The 19,672-nt window shown below is 61.1% G+C and carries 18 protein-coding genes; 7 read left to right on the plus strand and 11 right to left on the minus strand.

What is annotated here, in order from left to right; genetic code table 11:
* The first annotated feature begins 67 nt into the window (after positions 1 to 67).
* Positions 68 to 259, plus strand: a complete 192-nt coding sequence (locus H156_RS15875; RefSeq protein WP_017364820.1) for a hypothetical protein — start codon at positions 68 to 70, stop codon at positions 257 to 259.
* A 40-nt stretch (positions 260 to 299) separates the two neighbouring features.
* A complete protein-coding gene (locus H156_RS0106350; protein WP_017364821.1) occupies positions 300 to 800 on the plus strand; it encodes a SixA phosphatase family protein in 501 nt (166 codons plus the stop codon).
* Positions 801 to 813: 13 nt separating this feature from the next.
* Here the strand turns inward: H156_RS0106350 and H156_RS0106355 are convergent, their stop codons facing one another.
* On the minus strand, positions 814 to 1,188 hold the full coding sequence (locus tag H156_RS0106355) for a hypothetical protein (protein ID WP_010962281.1): 375 nt from the start codon (positions 1,186 to 1,188) through the stop codon (positions 814 to 816).
* Positions 1,189 to 1,265: 77 nt separating this feature from the next.
* Positions 1,266 to 2,282 (minus strand): hypothetical protein, encoded by a 1,017-nt coding sequence (locus H156_RS0106360; protein ID WP_017364822.1) that lies wholly within the window; start codon positions 2,280 to 2,282, stop codon positions 1,266 to 1,268.
* Positions 2,283 to 2,393: 111 nt separating this feature from the next.
* On the opposite strand from H156_RS0106360, the gene H156_RS0106365 reads away from it, so the two are divergent.
* Together H156_RS0106365 and H156_RS0106370 are read left to right on the plus strand one after the other, a co-directional pair.
* A complete protein-coding gene (locus tag H156_RS0106365; RefSeq protein ID WP_020376767.1) occupies positions 2,394 to 4,169 on the plus strand; it encodes a sensor histidine kinase in 1,776 nt (591 codons plus the stop codon).
* On the plus strand, positions 4,166 to 4,534 hold the full coding sequence (locus H156_RS0106370) for a response regulator (RefSeq protein WP_010962284.1): 369 nt from the start codon (positions 4,166 to 4,168) through the stop codon (positions 4,532 to 4,534). Before H156_RS0106365 ends, H156_RS0106370 begins: the two co-directional genes overlap by 4 nt.
* 8 nt (positions 4,535 to 4,542) lie before the next feature.
* Here the strand turns inward: H156_RS0106370 and nadC are convergent, their stop codons facing one another.
* The 6 genes from nadC to clpB form a co-directional block, all read right to left on the minus strand.
* A complete protein-coding gene (nadC, locus tag H156_RS0106375; protein ID WP_017364826.1) occupies positions 4,543 to 5,385 on the minus strand; it encodes a carboxylating nicotinate-nucleotide diphosphorylase in 843 nt (280 codons plus the stop codon).
* Positions 5,386 to 5,389: 4 nt separating this feature from the next.
* Entirely contained in the window at positions 5,390 to 6,541 is a 1,152-nt protein-coding gene (locus H156_RS0106380; RefSeq protein ID WP_017364827.1) for a PstS family phosphate ABC transporter substrate-binding protein, read from the minus strand.
* A gap of 171 nt (positions 6,542 to 6,712) precedes the next feature.
* Positions 6,713 to 7,759, minus strand: coding sequence for an OmpA family protein (locus tag H156_RS0106385; RefSeq protein ID WP_010962287.1), 1,047 nt, complete (start codon positions 7,757 to 7,759; stop codon positions 6,713 to 6,715).
* A 197-nt stretch (positions 7,760 to 7,956) separates the two neighbouring features.
* Positions 7,957 to 9,273: a phosphate regulon sensor histidine kinase PhoR gene (phoR, locus tag H156_RS15880; protein WP_051220192.1), complete on the minus strand. Its 1,317-nt coding sequence runs from the start codon at positions 9,271 to 9,273 to the stop codon at positions 7,957 to 7,959.
* Between the two features lie 3 nt (positions 9,274 to 9,276).
* Entirely contained in the window at positions 9,277 to 9,975 is a 699-nt protein-coding gene (phoB, locus tag H156_RS0106395) for a phosphate regulon transcriptional regulator PhoB (RefSeq protein ID WP_010962289.1), read from the minus strand.
* A gap of 106 nt (positions 9,976 to 10,081) precedes the next feature.
* Positions 10,082 to 12,661 carry an ATP-dependent chaperone ClpB gene (clpB, locus tag H156_RS0106400; RefSeq protein WP_010962290.1) on the minus strand — a complete coding sequence of 860 codons (2,580 nt, stop codon included), beginning with the start codon at positions 12,659 to 12,661 and terminating at the stop codon, positions 10,082 to 10,084.
* Positions 12,662 to 12,896: 235 nt separating this feature from the next.
* Here clpB and H156_RS0106405 point away from each other — a divergent pair, with 235 nt between their 5' ends.
* Genes H156_RS0106405 through H156_RS0106415 form a run of 3 tightly spaced genes read left to right on the plus strand, consistent with a single transcriptional unit; the run spans position 12,897 to position 14,849 of the window.
* Positions 12,897 to 13,220, plus strand: coding sequence for a hypothetical protein (locus tag H156_RS0106405; protein WP_010962291.1), 324 nt, complete (start codon positions 12,897 to 12,899; stop codon positions 13,218 to 13,220).
* 26 nt (positions 13,221 to 13,246) lie between these two features.
* The gene (locus H156_RS0106410; RefSeq protein ID WP_010962292.1) at positions 13,247 to 14,098 is read left to right on the plus strand and encodes an HvfB family MNIO-type RiPP peptide maturase; all 852 of its coding nucleotides are present in this window, start codon (positions 13,247 to 13,249) and stop codon (positions 14,096 to 14,098) included.
* Positions 14,091 to 14,849 carry an HvfC family RiPP maturation protein gene (locus tag H156_RS0106415; protein ID WP_010962293.1) on the plus strand — a complete coding sequence of 253 codons (759 nt, stop codon included), beginning with the start codon at positions 14,091 to 14,093 and terminating at the stop codon, positions 14,847 to 14,849. The genes H156_RS0106410 and H156_RS0106415 overlap by 8 nt, the downstream gene beginning before the upstream one ends.
* Positions 14,850 to 14,855: 6 nt before the next feature.
* On the opposite strand, the gene H156_RS0106420 is transcribed toward H156_RS0106415, so the two are convergent.
* The 3 genes from H156_RS0106420 to H156_RS0106430 are packed head-to-tail and all read right to left on the minus strand — an operon-like array spanning position 14,856 to position 19,502.
* Positions 14,856 to 18,092: a DUF748 domain-containing protein gene (locus tag H156_RS0106420; RefSeq protein WP_476638831.1), complete on the minus strand. Its 3,237-nt coding sequence runs from the start codon at positions 18,090 to 18,092 to the stop codon at positions 14,856 to 14,858.
* A gap of 40 nt (positions 18,093 to 18,132) precedes the next feature.
* On the minus strand, positions 18,133 to 18,576 hold the full coding sequence (locus H156_RS0106425; RefSeq protein ID WP_017364787.1) for an NfeD family protein: 444 nt from the start codon (positions 18,574 to 18,576) through the stop codon (positions 18,133 to 18,135).
* Positions 18,573 to 19,502, minus strand: coding sequence for an SPFH domain-containing protein (locus H156_RS0106430; RefSeq protein WP_010962296.1), 930 nt, complete (start codon positions 19,500 to 19,502; stop codon positions 18,573 to 18,575). The genes H156_RS0106425 and H156_RS0106430 overlap by 4 nt, the downstream gene beginning before the upstream one ends.
* Between the last annotated feature and the right edge of the window lie 170 nt (positions 19,503 to 19,672).

A 19,672-nucleotide genomic window follows, 5' to 3' on the forward strand; every position in this document is an offset into this window, starting at 1 on the left:
CCTGCGTGCGCCAAACCGCCGGCCCATGCCAGGCACAGATACAGGAGCATCCCGGTGCGTCTGTTCAATGGAATCGTTCTCGCCAAGAGAGTTGCAAAAAAACCAATCGAGTGCCGGCACGCCGCCGGGCGGGGAGATCTACGGATGGAGCGACGCCCCTCAGGACGCCCGGCGCATCATCACCAGCGGCATCACAAAAATGCTCACGCGTTGGCACATCGTGCCGTTCATAGTATACAACGGGGTGTCCATTACCTGAACTTGAACCCCTGCCATCCACACGCACGAGAGAGAGGCTTGTGAAAGAGCTGCTATTGATCCGGCATGCGAAATCCGCCTGGGACGACGCATCGCTCAGCGACCGCGACCGGCCGCTCAACAAGCGCGGCAAGCGCGATGCCCCCTTCATGGGGAGTCTGTTGCGGTTCAGAGGCATGGAACCCGATTGCATGGTGTCCAGCCCCGCGCGGCGGGCGCGGAAAACCGCCCACCTCATTGCCAGCAAAGTCGGCTACGACAAAGACTCCATCGTCATCGCGGAAGAACTCTATCTCGGCGGGACGAGGGCCATCGTGGAATTGGTGCGGGCGCTGGACGACAAGAACGGGCGGGTGTACGTGATCGGCCACAATCCCGACCTGTCGGAAGCCGCTTCCTGCCTTATCGGCGAAAGTCTGGGACAGATACCCACCTGCGGCATCGTGGCGATCGAATTCCCGCTCGACAGTTGGGCGCATGTCATGGAAGGCGCCGGCCGGCTGAAATTCTTGGACTACCCGAAGAAACACCTGTCACCCTGAAGGCCCGGGTTTGTCATGGCGGCTCGCCGAGGTCGCCCGTCGACGGGATCCGCAACAGGATCTTCACTCGCGCATCGGCCTGGGCTTGCCGCACATAGCCGATGGCCGCCGGCGTGGCAGCGACGAACCGGAGCACGGCCTCCTCGGACGAGAGCACCTCAGGCGGATTGATGCCCTGGAAATACTGCTCGTTCCAATATTCCTCCATGTCCTCGGGCAGGGCGTCGAACACGGCGAGCGAGAAGAGCCGGCGCAGAGGATGCGCGGGAGGTAGGTTCACCGGAATCCAGCGGTCGCCATACGCGTTCACCATGCTCTTGCGCTTGAAGATGAGCTTGACCGTGTCGAGGGACAGCTTGTCCAGACGGCTTCCGGCTGCGGCGACCACGGCTATGGATTCCCCCGCCCAGGGAAACGCCTGCCAGGATGCGAGAACAAGGATGAGGAGCAACCGGCACACGGCGATCAAAACAACACCGCAAACGACCCGTACAGACCGTCCGGAGCCGAAATTTCGTTATGGCTGCCGATCCGGTACTCCACCTTCCAAACCAACGGTGGGACGGGTCGGAATGCCAGTCCGAACACGCCCAGCTGCCCGGCTGGCTGCTGTACCTGATCGAAATACTCGTAGCGCCCGATGGCGTACCAATGGCTTACCAACGGTGCCACCCCCTGCACAAAGCCCTGGTACAGACCTTGGAGCCCGCCGTTCCGGTATACCCACTCGGTGTTGAGTTCGAACCGGCGGTAAAACCAGGCCCCTTCGACGCCGACGAGGTTGAAGCGGTGGCTGGGATCGTCATGCAATTGGTAATTGACATAGGACAGCCCCAGCTCCAGGTTGTCCGCCAACGAATAAAGCCAGTGGGAACCCAGAGCATTGTCGAACGGATCAGCCGAGCGATACGGATCGAGGTCTTCCGTCAGGTCGGCATAAAAGGCATAGTCCATGTGCCGATCCAACACGGGGAAACCGCCGTGCAGCATCAGGCCGGTGGCATGCTTGGAGAACAGATCGTAGGTCGCGACCGGCCGTGTCGTGGTCCAGGTCAGGGGGCTGGCGTGGAGCAGGTTCCAGCGGCCAACGGGGGTCAGAAACTTGCCGAAACGTAACGAGAACAAATCGTCGAACAGCCGGTCGATGTACAGACGTTCGAGTTCGAAATGCGCGTTGCGGGTACTGAAACCCTGGTTCCCCCCCGCGGTCAGCGCTTCGCCCACTTCGGTTTCCGAAAAGAAGCGCCAGTGCGCGTGGTCGGTCCAGGTCGTGAAAAGGCTGAGATCGCTGACGCTGAATTCCCATGGGCCGGGACTCGGCGCTCCCGCTTCGACGCTGGCATAACCGCCGAAGCGGATGCCGGTATCCCCTACCGCCAAACCCCGCCCCAGCTGATAGCTGGAGCCATCGCCGCCTGGTTCGGCCCGCGCGGCGGACAGGACAAGAACCGAGAGGAGAAAGAGAAGGAGTCGGGCGAGCAAAAGCTTGGCCGTCGGCGACAGGATGGTGAAAAATTCGGCCTGCGAAAGCAGGCTCCACAGGAACCACGAATGTTACATTAACTTCGCGAACCGGACTCTCCTTCCCGTCTCATGACCATCTCCCGGCTGCTGCTGATCGCCTTCCTGTCGCTGACTTTCCTGGCGTTGGCCCTGTTGGCGAGCCTTTCGTTCTTCGCCTCACGCGAAGCGCTGGCGGAGGAAATCGGCCGCAACCTCGCCAAGGACGCCACGCTGTTGATGGAACAGGTCGACATGCAGTTGTTCGAGCGCCTGCAGAACATCCATTCCTGGAGCCGGCTCGACGTCATGCAGGACGCCAGAGTGGGCGATGTGGACAAACGGCTCGCCCGCTTCCTCACGGACATCCGCCAAGGCTATGGCGAGGTCTACAGCGAGCTCTTCTTCGCCGACGGGACCGGCCGTGTCGTCGCCTCCAGCACCACCGCCGCCATCGGCCGAACCCAAGCGCTCCAGGCACCTTGGGTCGGCGCCAAGCTGCCCAATGGCGAAGTCTTCCTGCAACCGTTGGATCTGCAAGCGCCCTACAGCCAGGCCTCCCTCCTGATCCACACCCCGGTTTACAGCCGTTACGACGGACGCGAAATCGGCGGTCTGTACGGCGCATTCGACCTGTGGCAGATTTTCCGCCTGTTCGACCAGGCCGAACATTCCGTTTCGGGCAACCGGTACGTCGCCCTCATAGACCAGGAAGGACGTCTGGTTGCCGGTTCGGCGTCGTTGCGCGATCGTGGACTCCTGCTGGCAAAAGCATTGTCGGACTGGCGCCCCGACGGCATGGCGACGTTCACCCGGAACGGCGTGCCGCTGCTGAAGGGGGAGGTCTTGATCGGACATGCCGCTTCCCGCGGCTATCAGGGTTATCCCGGCCTCGGCTGGTCGGTCCTGGTATTCCAGCCGACCGATCAGGCCTTTCGCTCGGTGAGGGCACTGCTCTGGCTGTTCAGCCTGGTTTTCCTCGTCACCGGGCTACTCGCCGGCGTCGCCGCGCTGGCGGTCGCCGGCAGGATCGCCCGCCCCCTGGTACGGCTGACGGCCTGGACCCGCGATTTCGTGCGTCACGAAAACGCCGTCGGCCCTCACATCGCCGGCACCCGTGAAGTGAGGGAACTGGGAACGGCATTCGGGCAGATGCTCGAGAATCTGCAACAATCCCGCCAGCAAGTCATCCACGCCGCAAAGCTGGCGATGGTCGGCGAAATGGCCGCGATCATGGCGCACGAGGTACGTACTCCTCTGGGAATCCTGCACACCTCGGCGCAGATGCTGCAGCGCGAACCTCAACTGAGCGCCGAAGGGCTCGAACTGACCCGCTTCATGCTCGACGAGTCGGCTCGGCTCGAGCGGCTGATCTCAACCCTGCTGGAATGCGCTCGCCCCCGCCCGCCGAGAATGCGGTCGTGCGATGTGCACGCCATCGTGCGGCGCGTCGCCGATTTGCTGGCGACCCAGGCGCGGAAAAAGAACATCCGCCTCGGCTGCTCGCTGAAAGCGGAAAATTCGACGACGGCATGCGACGAGGAGCTGCTGATGCAAGTGTTCCTTAACCTTGTCATGAACGCCATCCAGATCACCCCTTCCGGGGGACGTGTGGAAGTCCGCTCGAGCTCGGATCGGGAGGCACTGTCGGTGGAAGTCGACGACGATGGTCCCGGAATCCCCGAGCAAAACCGCCCGAAGGTGTTCGATCCGTTCTTCACCACTCGCGAAGGCGGCATCGGCCTAGGGCTCACCGTCACCCGCCAGATCGTCGACGCCCATCACGGCCGCATCGTCGCGGAAGCCTCCGAGTGGGGCGGAGCGCGCTTCAAGGTCAGCCTGCCACTGAAGGAGGAAACCACGTCATGACCAGACCCTGCATCCTGGTAGTGGACGACGAACCCAACGGCCGTCGGATGCTGGAAATACTGCTGTCCCGGCTGGGCTGCGATGTGTTGTCGGCGGGCGATGGAAAATCGGCCCTGAAGCAAATCGGCGAAAGCGCCATCGATCTGATCATCACCGACATCAACATGCCGGAACTGGACGGGTTGAGCCTGCTCGCGGCGCTGAAAACCATGGGCATCACGACCCCGGTCATCCTGGTGACAGCCTATGGCACCGACGAAAGCGCGCTCACTGCCCTGAATCAGGGCGCATTCGACTACCTGGTGCGCCCGCTCTGCCTGGACCGGGTGGAATCGGTCATACGCAAAGCGCTGGAACGGCATTGAGACGGCCGTCAGCCAAGCAGGGCGATGCGCATGGACAGATCGATCGCGCGGAGGTGTTTGGTCAATCCGCCAACCGAAATGAAATCCACCCCGGTTTCCGCCACGGCACGAACATTGTCGAGATCGATGTTGCCGGACACTTCCAGTTCCGCACGCCCTGCGGCGACGGCGACCGCCTTGCTCAAGGCATCCCGTTCGAAGTCATCCAGCATGATCCGGTCGGCACCGGCGGCCAAGGCCTGTTCGAGTTCCGGGAAGTTTTCCACCTCGACCTCGACCAGGACACCCGGATGCAGTCGGCGCGCCGTTGCCACCGCCTCACCGATGGAGCCGGCGGCGGCGATGTGATTTTCCTTGATGAGCACGGCATCGTAGAGACCGGCGCGGTGATTGTGGCAGCCTCCGCACCGCACGGCGTATTTCTGGGCCAGACGCAGGCCGGGAAGGGTTTTCCGGGTGTCCAGGACTTTCACGCCGGTGCCGGCGACGGCCTGGGCGTACCGGCGGGCGATGGTCGCGGTCCCGGACAAGGTCTGTAGCAGGTTGAGCGCCGTGCGCTCGCCGCTGAGCAACGCCCTGGCGTTTCCTTCGACTTCACACACGCAGTCACCGGCGGAAACTTCCGCGCCTTCCTCGGCCAACCAGATTACCCTAACGGCGGGATCGAGCCGCCGGAAAACGGCCTCGAACCATGCCTGCCCGCACAAGACCATGGACTCCCGGGTAACGACCTCGGCCCGGGCGGAAACCGACGCTGGAACGACGTCGGCCGTCAGATCGCCGGCGCCTAGATCTTCGGCGATGTAGCGATCGATGTCGTCGAGGTTCAACTCGACCGGGGTCTGGCTCATCGGCCTATCCGTGCGACTTCCTGGCCCCCTTCTCCTTAGCGGATTTGGCTTTGCTGGCCGACTTGCTTTCCCTGCTTCCGGGTTTCTTTCCGTTCTTGGCTGCCGCGGGCTCCGCCAAGGCCACGATTCCTTTCAATTTCTCCAACTCGATGGTCCGTTCGGCGGCTGGCATCGGGATCAGACCGTCGGCGATGAGATAGCCTTCGTCACCCCAGGCCCTATCGCTGGTGAATTCCTTGAGATAGGCCTCCATGCCCGGTGCCAGGCCCAAATGCGCCTGTTTGACATACATGTAAAGGGGCCGACCCACCGGATAGCGCTGTGATTTGACGGATTCGTAGGTCGGCTCGATGCCTTCGATGGGAGCCGCGACCAGTTCGGACCGGTGCTTGGCAAGGACGCCGAAATCGATGATGCCTAGGCCATGGCCGCTTGCAATATGATCGATGATGCTGCTTTCCGGCTCACTCTCATAAACACCGTCCTCGCGGATGGACTGGCAGAGTTTTTTGAACCTGGCCTCGTTGGCCAGCATCATCTGTTTCATCGCCGGAAAGCCCGCGCAGCCCGCTTCGAGCACGTCCTCGGCGAAAGTGTCACGGGTTCCGGAACTCAAGGGCGGTCCCCACACTACGATGGGCCGATCCGGCAAAGCGGGGTTGACTTCGCTCCATTTCCTGTAGGGGTTCGGTATCAGCCGGTCGCAGGACCCACTGCACTTGGGATCCGGGACCATTTTGGCCAAGGCCAGGTACAGGTCGCGGTTGGTCAAGTTCCAAGGCCCGTCTTTACGTGACTGCGCGACGACGATGCCGTCATAGCCGATCTTCAATTCGGTGATTTCGTTCACGCCGTTGAGCCCGCATTCCTCGCGCTCGACCTTCTTCATCATTCGGGAGGCAAGCACGATGTCGGGATAGTTCCGACCCGTCCCTTCGCAGAACAGCTTGATGCCGCCGCCGGTGCCGGTGGACTCGACTTTCGGCTTGCGGATCTTGCCCGATGCCGACACATGGTCCGCCACGGCGCTGGCTAGGGGGAAAATCGTCGACGAGCCCGCGATCAAGAGATAAGGGCGTCCGAATTCCGCTTGCGCCGTTGCGGCATGGAAAAACAGGACTGAAGCGGCGGCGTACGCCGGGAATCTTTTTAGCACCTGATATCCTCGTGAATGGGTTGGACCAACAGCAGTGGCGTCTACCCGAACGTCGGGTATCCGACGGGGCCGATTGTACTACTGCCTCGGCGCGCGCCAAAAAAGCAAACCCGCCGGAAGGCGGGTTTGCGGGTCGGGCGGTGCGGAAGGCCGGCCGAAGCCAGCCGCCGGTCAGTCACCCATCCAGATCAGTTCCACGCGGCGGTTCTTTTCACGATCCGCTTCGCTATGCTCGGGAACCAGCGGATATTCCTCGCCATAGCCCTTCGGATAGAGCTGGTTGGTCACGCCCTTGGCCTTCAGGTAGTCGGCCACCGAATGCGCACGGCGAATCGACAGGCGCATGTTGTACTCGTTGGTACCCTCGGTGCTGGTATGGCCGGCGACTTCGATGTCCCGCTTCTCGGGGAAAAGGATCAGGTTTTCCGCCGTCTCGTCGAGGATACGCTTGGCGCTGTCGGTCAGCTCGGCCGAGTCGTACTTGAAGTTGACGCCATGCAGCTCGATGCGGATCAAGCAGCCATCGCTGTCGACCTTCGCGCCCTTCATCGTGCCGGGACATTTGTCGAGGCAGTCGTTCACACCGTCGCCATCGGAATCGCGCGATTCGCAGGTGTCCTGGGCAACCGGTGCGGCGGCCACGGCTGCATGGGGCTTCTCGCCGAACGGAACCATGAAGCCGATGTTCAGTATCAAACCGTGCTGGTCTCCAGGACCATTATTGTCCGCCAGCACGTTGGCACGGTAACGAAGGTCACCGCGGAGCAGGAAGTTGTCGCTCAGCTCGTAGTTTGCACCGAGCCCGGCTTCCCCCAGGAAACGGGTCGATCGATTATTTCCGTTGTAGCCCCAGGTCGAACCACCGGCGGCAACGACCGCATACGGCTGGAACGCATCCCTAGAAAAGTAATACTGCACGTCGACCACGCCGCCGTACATGTCCGCGTTACGGTTCTCCGGCCCACCTACATTGGTGGTGTTGCCTTCGTAATGATTCCACAACGGACGTACTTCGACATTGAAGTATTCATTGATAATCTTGCCGATGCCAAGACCTGCGCCCCAGGCTTGCTGAAGAATGCCCGGACTACGCCCCGTATAGGTGTACTCCGCGACCGGCGCAATGTACCAGCGGTCGTCCATGAAAGTCTCTTCGGCCTGTACCGAAGCGGTCGCTGCGGCCACCATGCCCAGCGCCATCAAAGTGCGTTTAACCATACCCCGTCTCCTTAGCAAAAATGCAACAAATCACGCGTGATAAAACAACAGGTCCAATAGTAAAACAGCCTAACAGACGAGCGCAACCACAATCCCACCCCCTCCATTGAATTTTCTTGACAGGCGGATTCGAGCCCGATCCGGGGGGATTCAGTGCAAATGATAGAAAAAGAAGGACCCGGAAAGGAACTCGCCGGTTACTCTGGGTCTCCCCTGTCCGCGCCGGGCACGACGCGGCTCGACGGGAAAAGACAGGTGAACCGGCTGCCTCGGCCCAGTTCACTGGCGATGAGCAATTCGGCATCATGCCGCGACATGACGTGCTTGACGATGGCGAGTCCCAGGCCGGTGCCCGACTTGTTGCGGCAGCCTTCGATTTCCACCCGATAGAAACGTTCAGTGAGACGGGGAATGTGTTCCTTCGGAATTCCCGGACCGGTATCTTCGACATCCAGCCGGGCGGCTCCGGATTCCTCCTGCGACCAGCGTACCGTCACGGTATCGGACGGTCTGCTGTACTTGATGGCGTTGGAAACCAGATTGGCGAACGCGCTGTGCAGGTCGATCTCGTTGCCCAGTAGGGAAACCTGGGAATCGAGTATCAGCCGCACGGGCGTGTGTTCATTCGCCTCCGCCACGTTGGCTTCCTTGCACAGCCGTTCCAGCAGAGCGGGCACCCGAACCACGGCCGCCGGCTTGGGCGGACCCGATTCCAGGCGGGTGAGGGAAAGCAGATTGTCGACCAGACTCTGCATGCGGCCGGTCTGTTCCACCATGCGCTGGACCATCTTTCGGTAGGCCGACGGGGGGAGATCCTGTCCGCCCTCGTTCAGCGTTTCCATGTAACCCTTCAAGACCGTCAACGGCGTGCGCAGCTCGTGAGAAACGTTCGCCACGAAATCACTGCGCACCCGCTCCATGAAACGGAGCTGGGTCACGTCCTGGGCGATCAGCAGCCTGGAGTCCTCACCGTAGGGGACGACCCGAACCTCCAGCTGTATCGCCTCGTCCACCGGGGAGGGGATGCAGACGGTCGCGCTGTCCCGGGAATTCTTCAAGTGTTCGGCGAACTTCGGATAGCGCACCAGATTGCCGATGTTCTGACCGAGATCGCTCTTGCGGAGGCCGAGAAGACGGCAGGCCGATTCGTTGAACCAGTCGATTTCGTCCCGCGCACCCAGCACCACCGTGGCGTCCGGCAAGGCGGAAGTCGCCGTCCGGAATTGCTCCAGCATGCGGATGAGCTGCTTCTTACGCCGTTTGTTGCGGCGGCGCAGCTTGTGGATCAGGTAATAGATTTCTTCCCAGATTCCCGTGCCGGCGGGAACACGGCCGCTCCGCCCGCCCCGCATCCAGACATACAGGCGGTTGGCATGGACCAGGTGATGAAGCAGGTACAAGAGCGTGCCGACCCACAGGGCGAAACCGAAGTCCTCAGCGATACGGCCAGCGATGACCGCAACCAGCACCACCCAGAATATCGTGAAGAGCTCGGAGGCCCAGGCCCGGAACATGCGTCAGTCGGGCCGCGTCGAGAAACGATAACCAAATCCGCGGACGGTCTGAATCATGTCTTCCCGGTCGTGTTCCGAAAGTATCTTGCGCAGCCTCCGGATATGGACATCGACCGTGCGTTCCTCGATATAGGCACTGCGGCCCCACACCTGGTCGAGCAGCTGGGCCCGACTGTACACCTTGCTCGGGTGGGTCAGGAAAAACTCCATCAGGCGGTACTCCGTCGGACTGAGGTTCACCGATTCGTCATCGATGCTGAGTCTGTGTTCATCGGTGTCCAGCAGGATACCGCCGATCTCGATGCGCCCGTCCAGCTTGGACTGCCGGTTGCTGCGACGCAGGACCGCGCGGATGCGTGCGATCAACTCCCGCGGCGAAAAGGGCTTGGTCACGTAGTCGTCGGCGCCCACGTCGAGCCCCCTGATCTTGTCTTCCTCCTCACCGCGGGCCGTCACCAGTATCAACGGGATGTCGCCATAATTCTCGTCCTTCTTCAGGCGACGCGCCCACTCGACGCCGCTGACGCCGGGCAGCATCCAGTCCAGCAGGATCAGATCGGGTTCCTGTTCGTCCATCCGGTTCAAGGCCTGCTGGACGTCTCCTGCGGTCTGCACGGCGAAATCCGCCTGTTCGAGGACCAGGGTCAGCATCTCCCGGATGGCTTCCTCGTCTTCCACTACCAGCACGTTGATGTCGGACATTCTTCGGATTCCAGCGTTAAAAAACCGCGTCTAATCTAATTACCGAAGATTACCGTCCCGTTACAACTCCGCGTCAGGCCGGGGGACGAAGGCGGCGCGGTCAGCCTCAGCCCATCCGGGAGAATTGCAGCTTTCCGTTCTCGACATCCACCCCGATCACGTCGCCGGCTGCGAAGCGGCCGGCGAGTATGTCCAGCGCCAGAGGATTTTCCAGTTCCTGCTGAATGGTCCGCTTCAGCGGCCTCGCCCCATAGACCGGGTCGAATCCGGCCTCGCCGAGCAGGTCCAGCGCAGCATCCGATACCACCAGGGACAGTTCGCGCGCCTCCAGGCGTTCCTGGAGATGGCGGACCTGGAGCCGGGCGATGGCGCGGATCTGCTCCCGCCCCAAGGGATGGAACACCACCGCCTCGTCGATGCGGTTGATGAACTCCGGCCGGAAATACTGACCCACGATTTCCATGACCTCGGCCTTCATCTCGGCGTAATGCGCCTCCCCCGCCAACTCCTGGATGCGATTGGAGCCCAGGTTGGAGGTCATCACCACCACCGCATTGCGGAAATCCACAGTACGGCCATGGCCATCGGTGAGGCGGCCATCGTCCAGCACCTGCAGCAAGACGTTGAAGACGTCCGGATGGGCCTTTTCGACTTCGTCCAGCAGGATCACGGAATAGGGCTTGCGCCGCACGGCCTCGGTGAGATAACCGCCCTCTTCGTACCCGACATAGCCGGGCGGTGCCCCGATCAGGCGGGCGACCGAATGCTTTTCCATGAATTCCGACATGTCGATGCGTACCATCGCCTCGTCGGTGTCGAACAGGAATTCGGCCAGCGCCTTGCACAATTCGGTCTTGCCCACGCCGGTCGGCCCCAGGAACAGGAATGATCCATTCGGCCGGTTGGGATCGGCCAGACCCGCGCGGGACCGGCGTATGGCGTTGGCCACTGCGGTAATCGCCTCCTGTTGGCCAACCACCCGCCGGCTCAGGTTCTCCTCCATGTGCAAAAGTTTCTCACGCTCACCCTCGAGCATCTTCGCCACCGGAATTCCGGTCCATTTGGAAACGACCTCGGCGATTTCCTCGTCGGTGACCTTGTTGCGCAGCAGGCGGAACTCGCTATCCTCACCGGCTTCGGCCACGGCCAGCCGTTTTTCCAAAGCCGGGATCCGTTCATACTGGATCTGGCCGGCGCGGGTCAGATCGCCGCTGCGCTTGGCGTTGTCCAGGTCGAGCCGGGCCTTTTCCAGTTCCTCCTTGATGCTGGCGGCACCGGAGAGCCGGGCCTTTTCGCTCTTCCAGATCTCCTCCAGATCGGCGTATTCCTTTTCCAGCTTGCCGATCTCGCCTTCCAGTGCCTCCAGCCGCTTCTTCGATGCCTCGTCGGTCTCTTTCTTCAAAGCTTCGCGTTCGATCCGGAGCTGGATCAGACGGCGGTCGAGCCGGTCCATTTCCTCCGGCTTGGAATCGATCTCCATGCGGATGCGGCTGGCGGCCTCGTCCACCAGGTCGATGGCCTTATCCGGCAACTGGCGGTCGGTGATGTAACGGTGCGACAGCGTGGCGGCGGCCACGATCGCCGGATCGGTGATGGTGACGCCGTGATGGACCTCGTAGCGTTCTTTCAGGCCCCGCAGAATGGCAATGGTGTCCTCGACGGTCGGCTCATCCACCAGCACCTTCTGGAAGCGCCGTTCCAGCGCCGCATCCTTTTCTATGTATTTGCGGTATTCGTCCAGCGTGGTGGCCCCGATGCAGTGCAATTCCCCGCGCGCCAGTGCCGGCTTGAGCATGTTGCCGGCATCCATGGCCCCTTCCGCCTTGCCGGCGCCGACCATCGTATGCAACTCGTCGATGAACAGGATGACGCGGCCTTCCTGCTTGGCGATGTCATTGAGGACGCCCTTCAGCCGCTCCTCGAACTCACCACGGAACTTCGCCCCGGCGATCAGCCCCGCCATGTCCAGAGCCAGCAGGCGCTTGCCCTTGACGCCTTCCGGCACTTCACCGTTGACGATGCGCTGGGCCAATCCCTCGACGATGGCCGTCTTGCCCACGCCCGGTTCGCCGATCAGCACCGGATTGTTCTTGGTGCGCCGCTGCAGCACCTGAATGGTCCTGCGGATTTCGTCGTCCCGGCCGATCACCGGATCGAGCTTGCCGCGTTCGGCACGCTCGGTCAGATCGATAGTGTATTTCTGTAAGGCCTGACGCTGGTCCTCCACGTTCGGATCATCCGCCGCCTGGCCGCCACGCATCGCCTGGATCGCGTGTTCCAAGGCTTCCTTGGTCAAGCCGGCCTTGCGCAGGAGCTCGGCAAGTTCGCCGCGCGATTCCAGCGCCGCCAGCACGAACATCTCGCTGGTGATGAACTGGTCACCGCGTTTCTGGGCGAGTTTGTCGGTCAGGTTCAGCACCCGCGACAGCTCGGCCGAAATCTGCACGTCCCCGCCGACGCCTTCCACCACCGGCAGACGCTCCAGCGCCGCACCCAAGGCCTGCTGCAGTTGGGGCACGTCGGCTCCGGCCTGAATCAGCAGCGGCCGCACCGTACTGCCTTCCTGATCGAGCAGCGCCGACATCACGTGCACCGCTTCGATGAACTGATGATCACGTCCGAGCGCCAGGCTCTGAGCATCGGCGAGGGCCGCCTGAAATTTGCTGGTCAGTTTGTCCATTCGCATCGGTTCAACCCCTCAAGGTCGTATTCAATTGTCCGAGGTTGTGAGGGCGGGAGCGCTCATTTCAAGCACACTCTCGGAGTACCCAAGGTGTGGGCCATGTGTGACAATAACCGCAGGGGAGAATGCCCCGGACAATGGCTTCGGCGATTCATGATGACTTTTCGCTCCGGCGTTGTCTAACCAAATGCATGCCTCGATCGTGCATGATTACTTACCTTGGAGGATTTGAGCTGCCATGAGCAATAAATTCCAGAAAACCTCGCTGTCGACCGTCGTGGGCACCGCCCTGGCCACCTCCCTGTCGGCCGGCACCGTCGCCGCCGAGAACCCCTTCGCCGCCAAGGAACTAACGAGCGGCTACATGCAGGTCGCCGAAGCCGGCAAAGAGCAGAAGGAAATGAAATGCGGCGCCGAGGTGATGAAAAACAACCCGGAGATGAAGTGCGGCGCCTCGATGATGCAGAGCACCGACACCAAGGCGATGGAAGGCAAGTGCGCCGGCATGAAGAAAGATGGTGCCTCCCCGGCTCCCGCTCCGGCCGAGACCCCCAAACCCTGAATTTCCTACGGGCTGCGCCGCGCGGGATGAGCGACCGACCCACCGGCATTTGCGGCGCGGGGCTGGGCCTCAGACGCAACTTCATCGAATCTGTTGCCGCCGATCCGCCGGAATCGGTGGATTTCTATGAAGTCGCGCCCGAGAACTGGATGCGAATGGGCGGCCGCAACGGTCGCCTGTTTCGTTCTCTGACCGAACGCTTCCCGTTCGTCTGCCACGGACTGACGCTTTCCCTGGGCGGACCGACGCCTCTGGACCGGGCATTTCTCACCGAACTCAAGGCGTTCCTGGAATACCATTCCATCTCACTGTACAGCGAGCACCTCAGCTACTGCAGCGACGAAGGACATCTCTATGATCTGCTGCCGATCCCGTTCACCACCGACGCGGTGGACTACGTCGCGGCACGCATCCGCCGGGTCCAGGAAATCCTGGAGCGGCGCATCGCCATCGAGAACATTTCCTATTACGCCGCGCTGGGCCAGGAAATGGACGAGATCGATTTCCTCAACGCCGTGCTCGCGGAAGCCGATTGCGACCTGCTGCTCGATGTCAACAACATCTACGTGAACAGTGTCAACCACGGCTACGACCCGACGGCCTTCCTCCGGGCCCTGCCATCCGAGCGCATCGTCTACGCCCACATAGCGGGCCACTACGTACAAGCACCGGATCTCCTGATCGACACCCATGGCGCGCCGGTGGTGGACCCGGTCTGGGAACTGCTCGGCGCCGCCTATGAGACCTTCGGCGTTTTCCCAACACTGCTGGAACGGGACTTCGACATCCCTCCTCTGTCCAGACTGCTGGACGAGCTCGGTACGATCCGAGCCATGCAGCGGCGACCGGCGGCCGAACCCAAACTGTGTCATGGCTGAAACCGGATTCGCCTTTCAGCGCCTGCAGCGAGCTTTCGCCTCCCACATCCGGGATCCTGCACGGCATCCCGCGCCAGCCGGCATCCCCTCCAAGCGGATCGCGATCTATCGGGAACTGCTGTACAACAACATCGAAAGTTTCATCGGTCACGGCTTTCCGGTCATCAAACGGATTCTGGGCGAGGAGCGCTGGAATGCGCTGGTACGGGATTTCTTCGCCCGTCACGTCTGCACCACCCCGTATTTCTCCGAGATAGGCGAGGAATTCCTCGCCTATCTCGAACAAGAGCGGAAAGCGGGCGGGGATGACCCACCATTTCTGTTCGAACTCGCCCATTACGAATGGGTTGAACTCGCTCTGGCCATCCATCCTGCCGAGGCGTTTTCGCGATCAGACGGCCTGCCGCCAGACTGGCTGGACCGAAGCGTGGAGATTTCCCCTCTGGCCTGGCGCCTGGCCTACCGGTACCCGGTCCACCGCATCGGTCCGGATTTCACGCCGGATTCCCCCCCGGAAATGCCCAGCTTCCTTCTGGTCTACCGCGGCCGGGACGACCGGGTGCACTTTCTGGAGTGCCCACCACTGCTGTATCGCCTGTTGGAACGGTTCGGCGAAAGCGGAACCTCCGCGCTCAGGAAGCATGTCGAAGGGCTGGCGGAAGAAACCGGCGGCGATACCCTGATCCTGAGCCGGCAGGTCGAGCCGGTACTGGCAGACCTCCACGAGCGCGGCATTCTCCGTTTCATCTGACAGCCCTCAACTCAGGCTCAAGAGGGCGACGGTGTCACCGTCACCGGGGGTCAGCTCCACGTCGAGCAGATAAATCCGCGTCGGTTCGATCCCTTTCTGCACGAGATAGCTGCGTACTGCCGCGGCGCGCGCCTGCGCCAGACGGCGCAGATCGATTTCGCTAATGGACCAGTCCTTCAACACTTTCCCCCGGGCGCTTTCAAAAAGCTCCCCCCCAAGCACCCGCTCGCCTCGCGGCAACGCCGCCCATTCCGCTGCTCCGGGGTAACGGAGACGGTAGAAGTGACTGAACAAGCGGCGATAGTCCTCCCCGGACAGGACCGAGGAACCGGCCGGCGCCCTGTCTCGGTCTCCTCCAGCAAGACGCAGTTCGATGGCTTTGGCGTTCTCCAGCTGCCGCCGCAACTGCTGTTCTGCGAGCGCGCTCGCATCCCTGCCGCTCCGGGCTGTTCCGCGGATTTCCAGGGACAGGCCGGGGCGTTGCGAAAGCGCGGTCGCCAGTCCGTCCAGCCTACTCTTTTCGGCACCCTCCAGTTCGAACGAACCAGGACGGAAATCGATCGAGCCGGCATCGTCACTGCCGCCGTCGAACAACATGCCGATCGCTGAAAACGGCGAGCTGACCACCTTGGTGATCACCCCCACGGCAGCTTTCGTCAACAAGCCGGTGATGCTGAACTTAGGATCGTCCAAATTGCCGCTGATGGGCAAATCGATGTTGATCTTGCCGTCCAGCCCCCGCATCAGGGACACCGCGAGCTTCACCGGCAGGGAAATCGCCTCCGGGCTGTCGACGCGCTCACCCAGGGTCAGATGGTCGAACACCAGGTTGTTGTCGGCCAGCAGTTTCCGGTCGCGAAGCCGGTAATGCAGATCCAGGTCGGCCTTGCCCTTGTCGATGCGATAACCGGCGAAGCGGGCGGAATAAGGCGAGAGTTCGGTGAGATCGACGTTCTTGAAGCGTATGCTGAGGTCGGCGAAGGTACCGAACAGGAACGGGTTGATCCGGCCGCTGATGGTCACCGGTGAGGTATCGCTGATGCTGCCTTTGATCGAGACTTCCGCCTCGGCGTCCGGCCTGGACGACAAAGACTGGACGACACCGGTCAGACCGCGAATATCGACGGAAACGCTCGGCTGGAGACTGAGGTCGGAAAAATCCGCGGAGCCATCGCGAACCAGGAGGGAACCCACCGTGACCGCGAACGGCCGGCTCGCCTGCCCAGACGGACCAGCGGGCTTCGAACGCGGCTGAAACAGATTTTCGATCAAATTGAGCGTACGTTGCCGGCTCACGACGATACGGGCATAGGGCCTGTCGGCGACCAGTTGGCGTATGCTCAGCCGGTTCGCGGACGTTTCCAGTGTCAGTCCTTCCGCGCGCAAGGACCGCCAGTGAATGAAATCCCTTCCATCCTTCCTGTCCACGGTAACCAGGCCGGCGATTTCGGCCGTTCCGCTGAAACGAACGTCGTTCCCGACCGGACGGTATGCCAGCCCCCCTTCGAGGTTGAGCCGTCCCTTGGCCAGATCAATCCGGGCGAAATCGTCGAGATAGGATCGGAACGGCCGCAGACCGAGGTTTTCCACTTGCAGGCGCAGTTCGGCTTCCGGTGGATCGAAACTCCCGGAACCCTGCACGCTGATCCTGCCCTTACGGTCCACGACAGATTCCAGACGGAGCGCGAATTTTCCCTGCCGAGTATCCACTCCCTGGAGCCGTATTTCCAAATCATCGAGGCCGATACGGGCTGGCGGATCGACGCCATGGTCGGCGAGGTTGAGCCGGTAATTTCGGATCACTCCTTCCCCCAGACTGAACGCCCAGCCTTCGTTAGAAGAGCCAGGACGTATCACACCGGCCCAGTCACCGAGAAAACCAGGAATTTCGAATTCCCTTTTTGGCGAAATCCAGGCACTGATTTCAGCATCGGCGGAATCGAACTTGGCCATCGAAAAAGACCTTTTTACGAAATCGGCCGCCACATCTTCCGCTGACATTTTTCTGAAACGAATCTCCGGTGGTTCACCCAAGGTCGCGGAAGAATCCCAGAGCCTCATGCCCTCCCATCCTAATCCTCTCGCCGCCAGCCGGGTTTCACTCCATCCCAAACCATTGGACCAGAGATTGGAAACTGCCGCCGCCATGCTTCCAGACCCGCGGTCCTGGGTCAGGTCGACGGTACGTATGGCGATGCTCCCGGCCTGCGCCGAAAACCTGTACAAATCGAGCAACAGCTTTCCCAAATCCGCGTCACAAATCCGGACCTTGACCCCATTCCGGGAAGCAACTGCCAGAGTATCTATATGTGACTTGGCCAACCTCAGCGTCGCCGTAGCACCATCGTATTCCAGCCCGTCGAGGCGAATGTCGTCGACCTCCCAATCTGCGTCCGGACCGTTTTTCATGCCCCATTGAACGTCATGCCATATAAGATTCGATTTACCCAGCCTGAACACTTGTCCTGCCTCATCCGATCCATATTCAAACGCCAGATTTCCTTTCATCCTTCCTTGCTTGATCACGACGCCCATCCCTTCGAGATAAGCCGCGATGGATGTCAGGTCGAAATCATCCAGGTAGACGACTGGATTCACATGAAAAGGAATCAGCGTGAGTTCCGAATTGCCGCTGACCTTGGCCCTGCCTGCAATGGAAGCCTTCATTTCCAGGCGCGCCGGCTCGCTCAAATCCGGACCCAGACCGTAAAGATCGGCATTCACCTCCGAGGCGCCGAGGTGGACCTTGCTACCTTCATCGATGAATTCCACGCCAGCGTTTCTGATGGAAAATCTTTCGACACCAAAAGGCACCCGTGGAGCAGGCGACTCTCCGGTCCCTCCCATGAGCTTGGTCCAGTTGGAAACCCCCTTCGTATCCAGACATATACGCAGACCGACCTGGTCAGCCATGCCTTCCACCACCAAATACCCGCTTCTCAGGCTGGCCGCCACGGCGATATCGAAAAAGACGTGCTCCGCCGTCAGGGCGGATTGGCCATCGAGGGTGGCCAATGCCATCTGATCGAACTCCAACCTGCCTGAAAACGGATTGAATCTGACCTCCGTCAACCGGAGCGACCCCTGCAATCGCGCTGCCGCAATCTCCGGTAACCTGGCTTTAAGGCAATAGGGAACGATCCATAATCCGGCGGCCGCATACAAGACGAAGAGGAACGAAAACCCGACCGCCGGATAAACGATGGCGCGTAGCCGTTTATTCCGAATGAATTCGAAATGCACTTCGAAAAGACCCGCAGACGCAGGATTCAAATGACGGCAATCAATCGACCCGCTCGACCTTCAGAATGACGCCGTCCACGTCACACACCCTGATTTTGGTACCGGCGGGGCAATCATCCCCATGCACCCGCCAAATCAAGTCGTCGATACGGATTTTCCCCATACCATTGACGATGGGCTGCTCCAACATCAGGGTTCGCCCGATGTATTGCGCCGCCCGGCGGTTGAGCAGAGGCCGATCGGAAACGATGGGTTTGCGGCCGATGAATTTTTCGAAGACGAAGATGCTGGCCAGAGAAAGGACGGAAAACACCAGCAGCTGGATTTCCCACCCCAGCCCGGGGAGCAGCCAGAGTACCGCACCCGTCAGCAGCGCTGCTTCCGCCATCCAGAGGAAATACATCCCCGGGAGGAGGAGCTCGAGGATCAGCAACAGGGCACCCAGCGTCCACCAGTGCCAGAAAACCAGGCTGAACCCGGTCATTGGCGGACCTTGGGCGCGCCAAAGCTCTCCCGAGCCAGCTCGGCGATGCCTCCCAGGGAACCGAGCAGGCTGGAGGCCTCCAGCGGCATGAGGATGAGCTTGTTGTTCGGCGCGGCGGCCACATCGCGCAGAGCTTCGACGTATTTCTGGGCGACGAAATAGTTGACGGCCTGGATGTCGCCCTTGGCGATGGCCTCGGAGACCAGAGCCGTGGCGCGTGCCTCGGCTTCCGCCAGCCTTTCGCGGGCTTCAGCGTCGCGGAAAGCCGCTTCACGCCGTCCTTCGGCTTCGAGGATCATCGCCTGTTTTTCGCCCTCCGCCTTGAGGATTTCGGCCTGGCGATGACCCTCCGCTTCCAGGATGGCGGCGCGCTTGTCCCGCTCGGCCTTCATCTGCCGGGCCATCGAATCGACGAGGTCCTGCGGTGGGGCGATATCCTTGATTTCGATGCGGGTGACCTTGACGCCCCAGGGGGTGGTGGCGTCATCCACGACGGTGAGAAGGCGAGCGTTGATCTCGTCCCGCTTCGAGAGCAACTCATCCAGATCCATCGATCCCATGACGGTGCGGATATTGGTCATGGTCAGCTGCATGATGGCGAACTGGAGGTTGTTGACTTCATAAGCGGCCCTTGCGGCGTCCACCACTTGGTAGAACACCACTCCGTTGACCGTGACCATGGCATTGTCCTTGGTGATCACTTCCTGCGAGGGGACGTCCAGGACTTGCTCCATCATGTTCAGCCGGGCGCCGATCTGATCGATGACCGGACGAATCCAGTTGATGCCGGGACTCAGCGTCCTCGTGTATTTGCCGAAGCGTTCCACCGTGTATTCGGTTCCCTGGGGTACGAATTTGACGCTGAGCACCACCAGGATGATGCAAAGGACGAAGAAAAACAGAACGAACAGTGCAAAGCCGGACATGTGCGTCTCTCATGGAAGTCAGGGAATCGGGCGTGTCTAGGATAGCTTGATCGCTCACCGGTCCACATGGTCAGATGCAAAAAGTTCTTCGAAGAAAGAGATCTGATTTACGATTGGCCTGGAACGAAACGGTGGGTAACGCATTTTTTTCATATGAATCCTATGGTTAG

Origin of the sequence: Methylococcus capsulatus str. Texas = ATCC 19069 (assembly GCF_000424685.1) — a bacterium.
Lineage (GTDB): Bacteria > Pseudomonadota > Gammaproteobacteria > Methylococcales > Methylococcaceae > Methylococcus > Methylococcus capsulatus.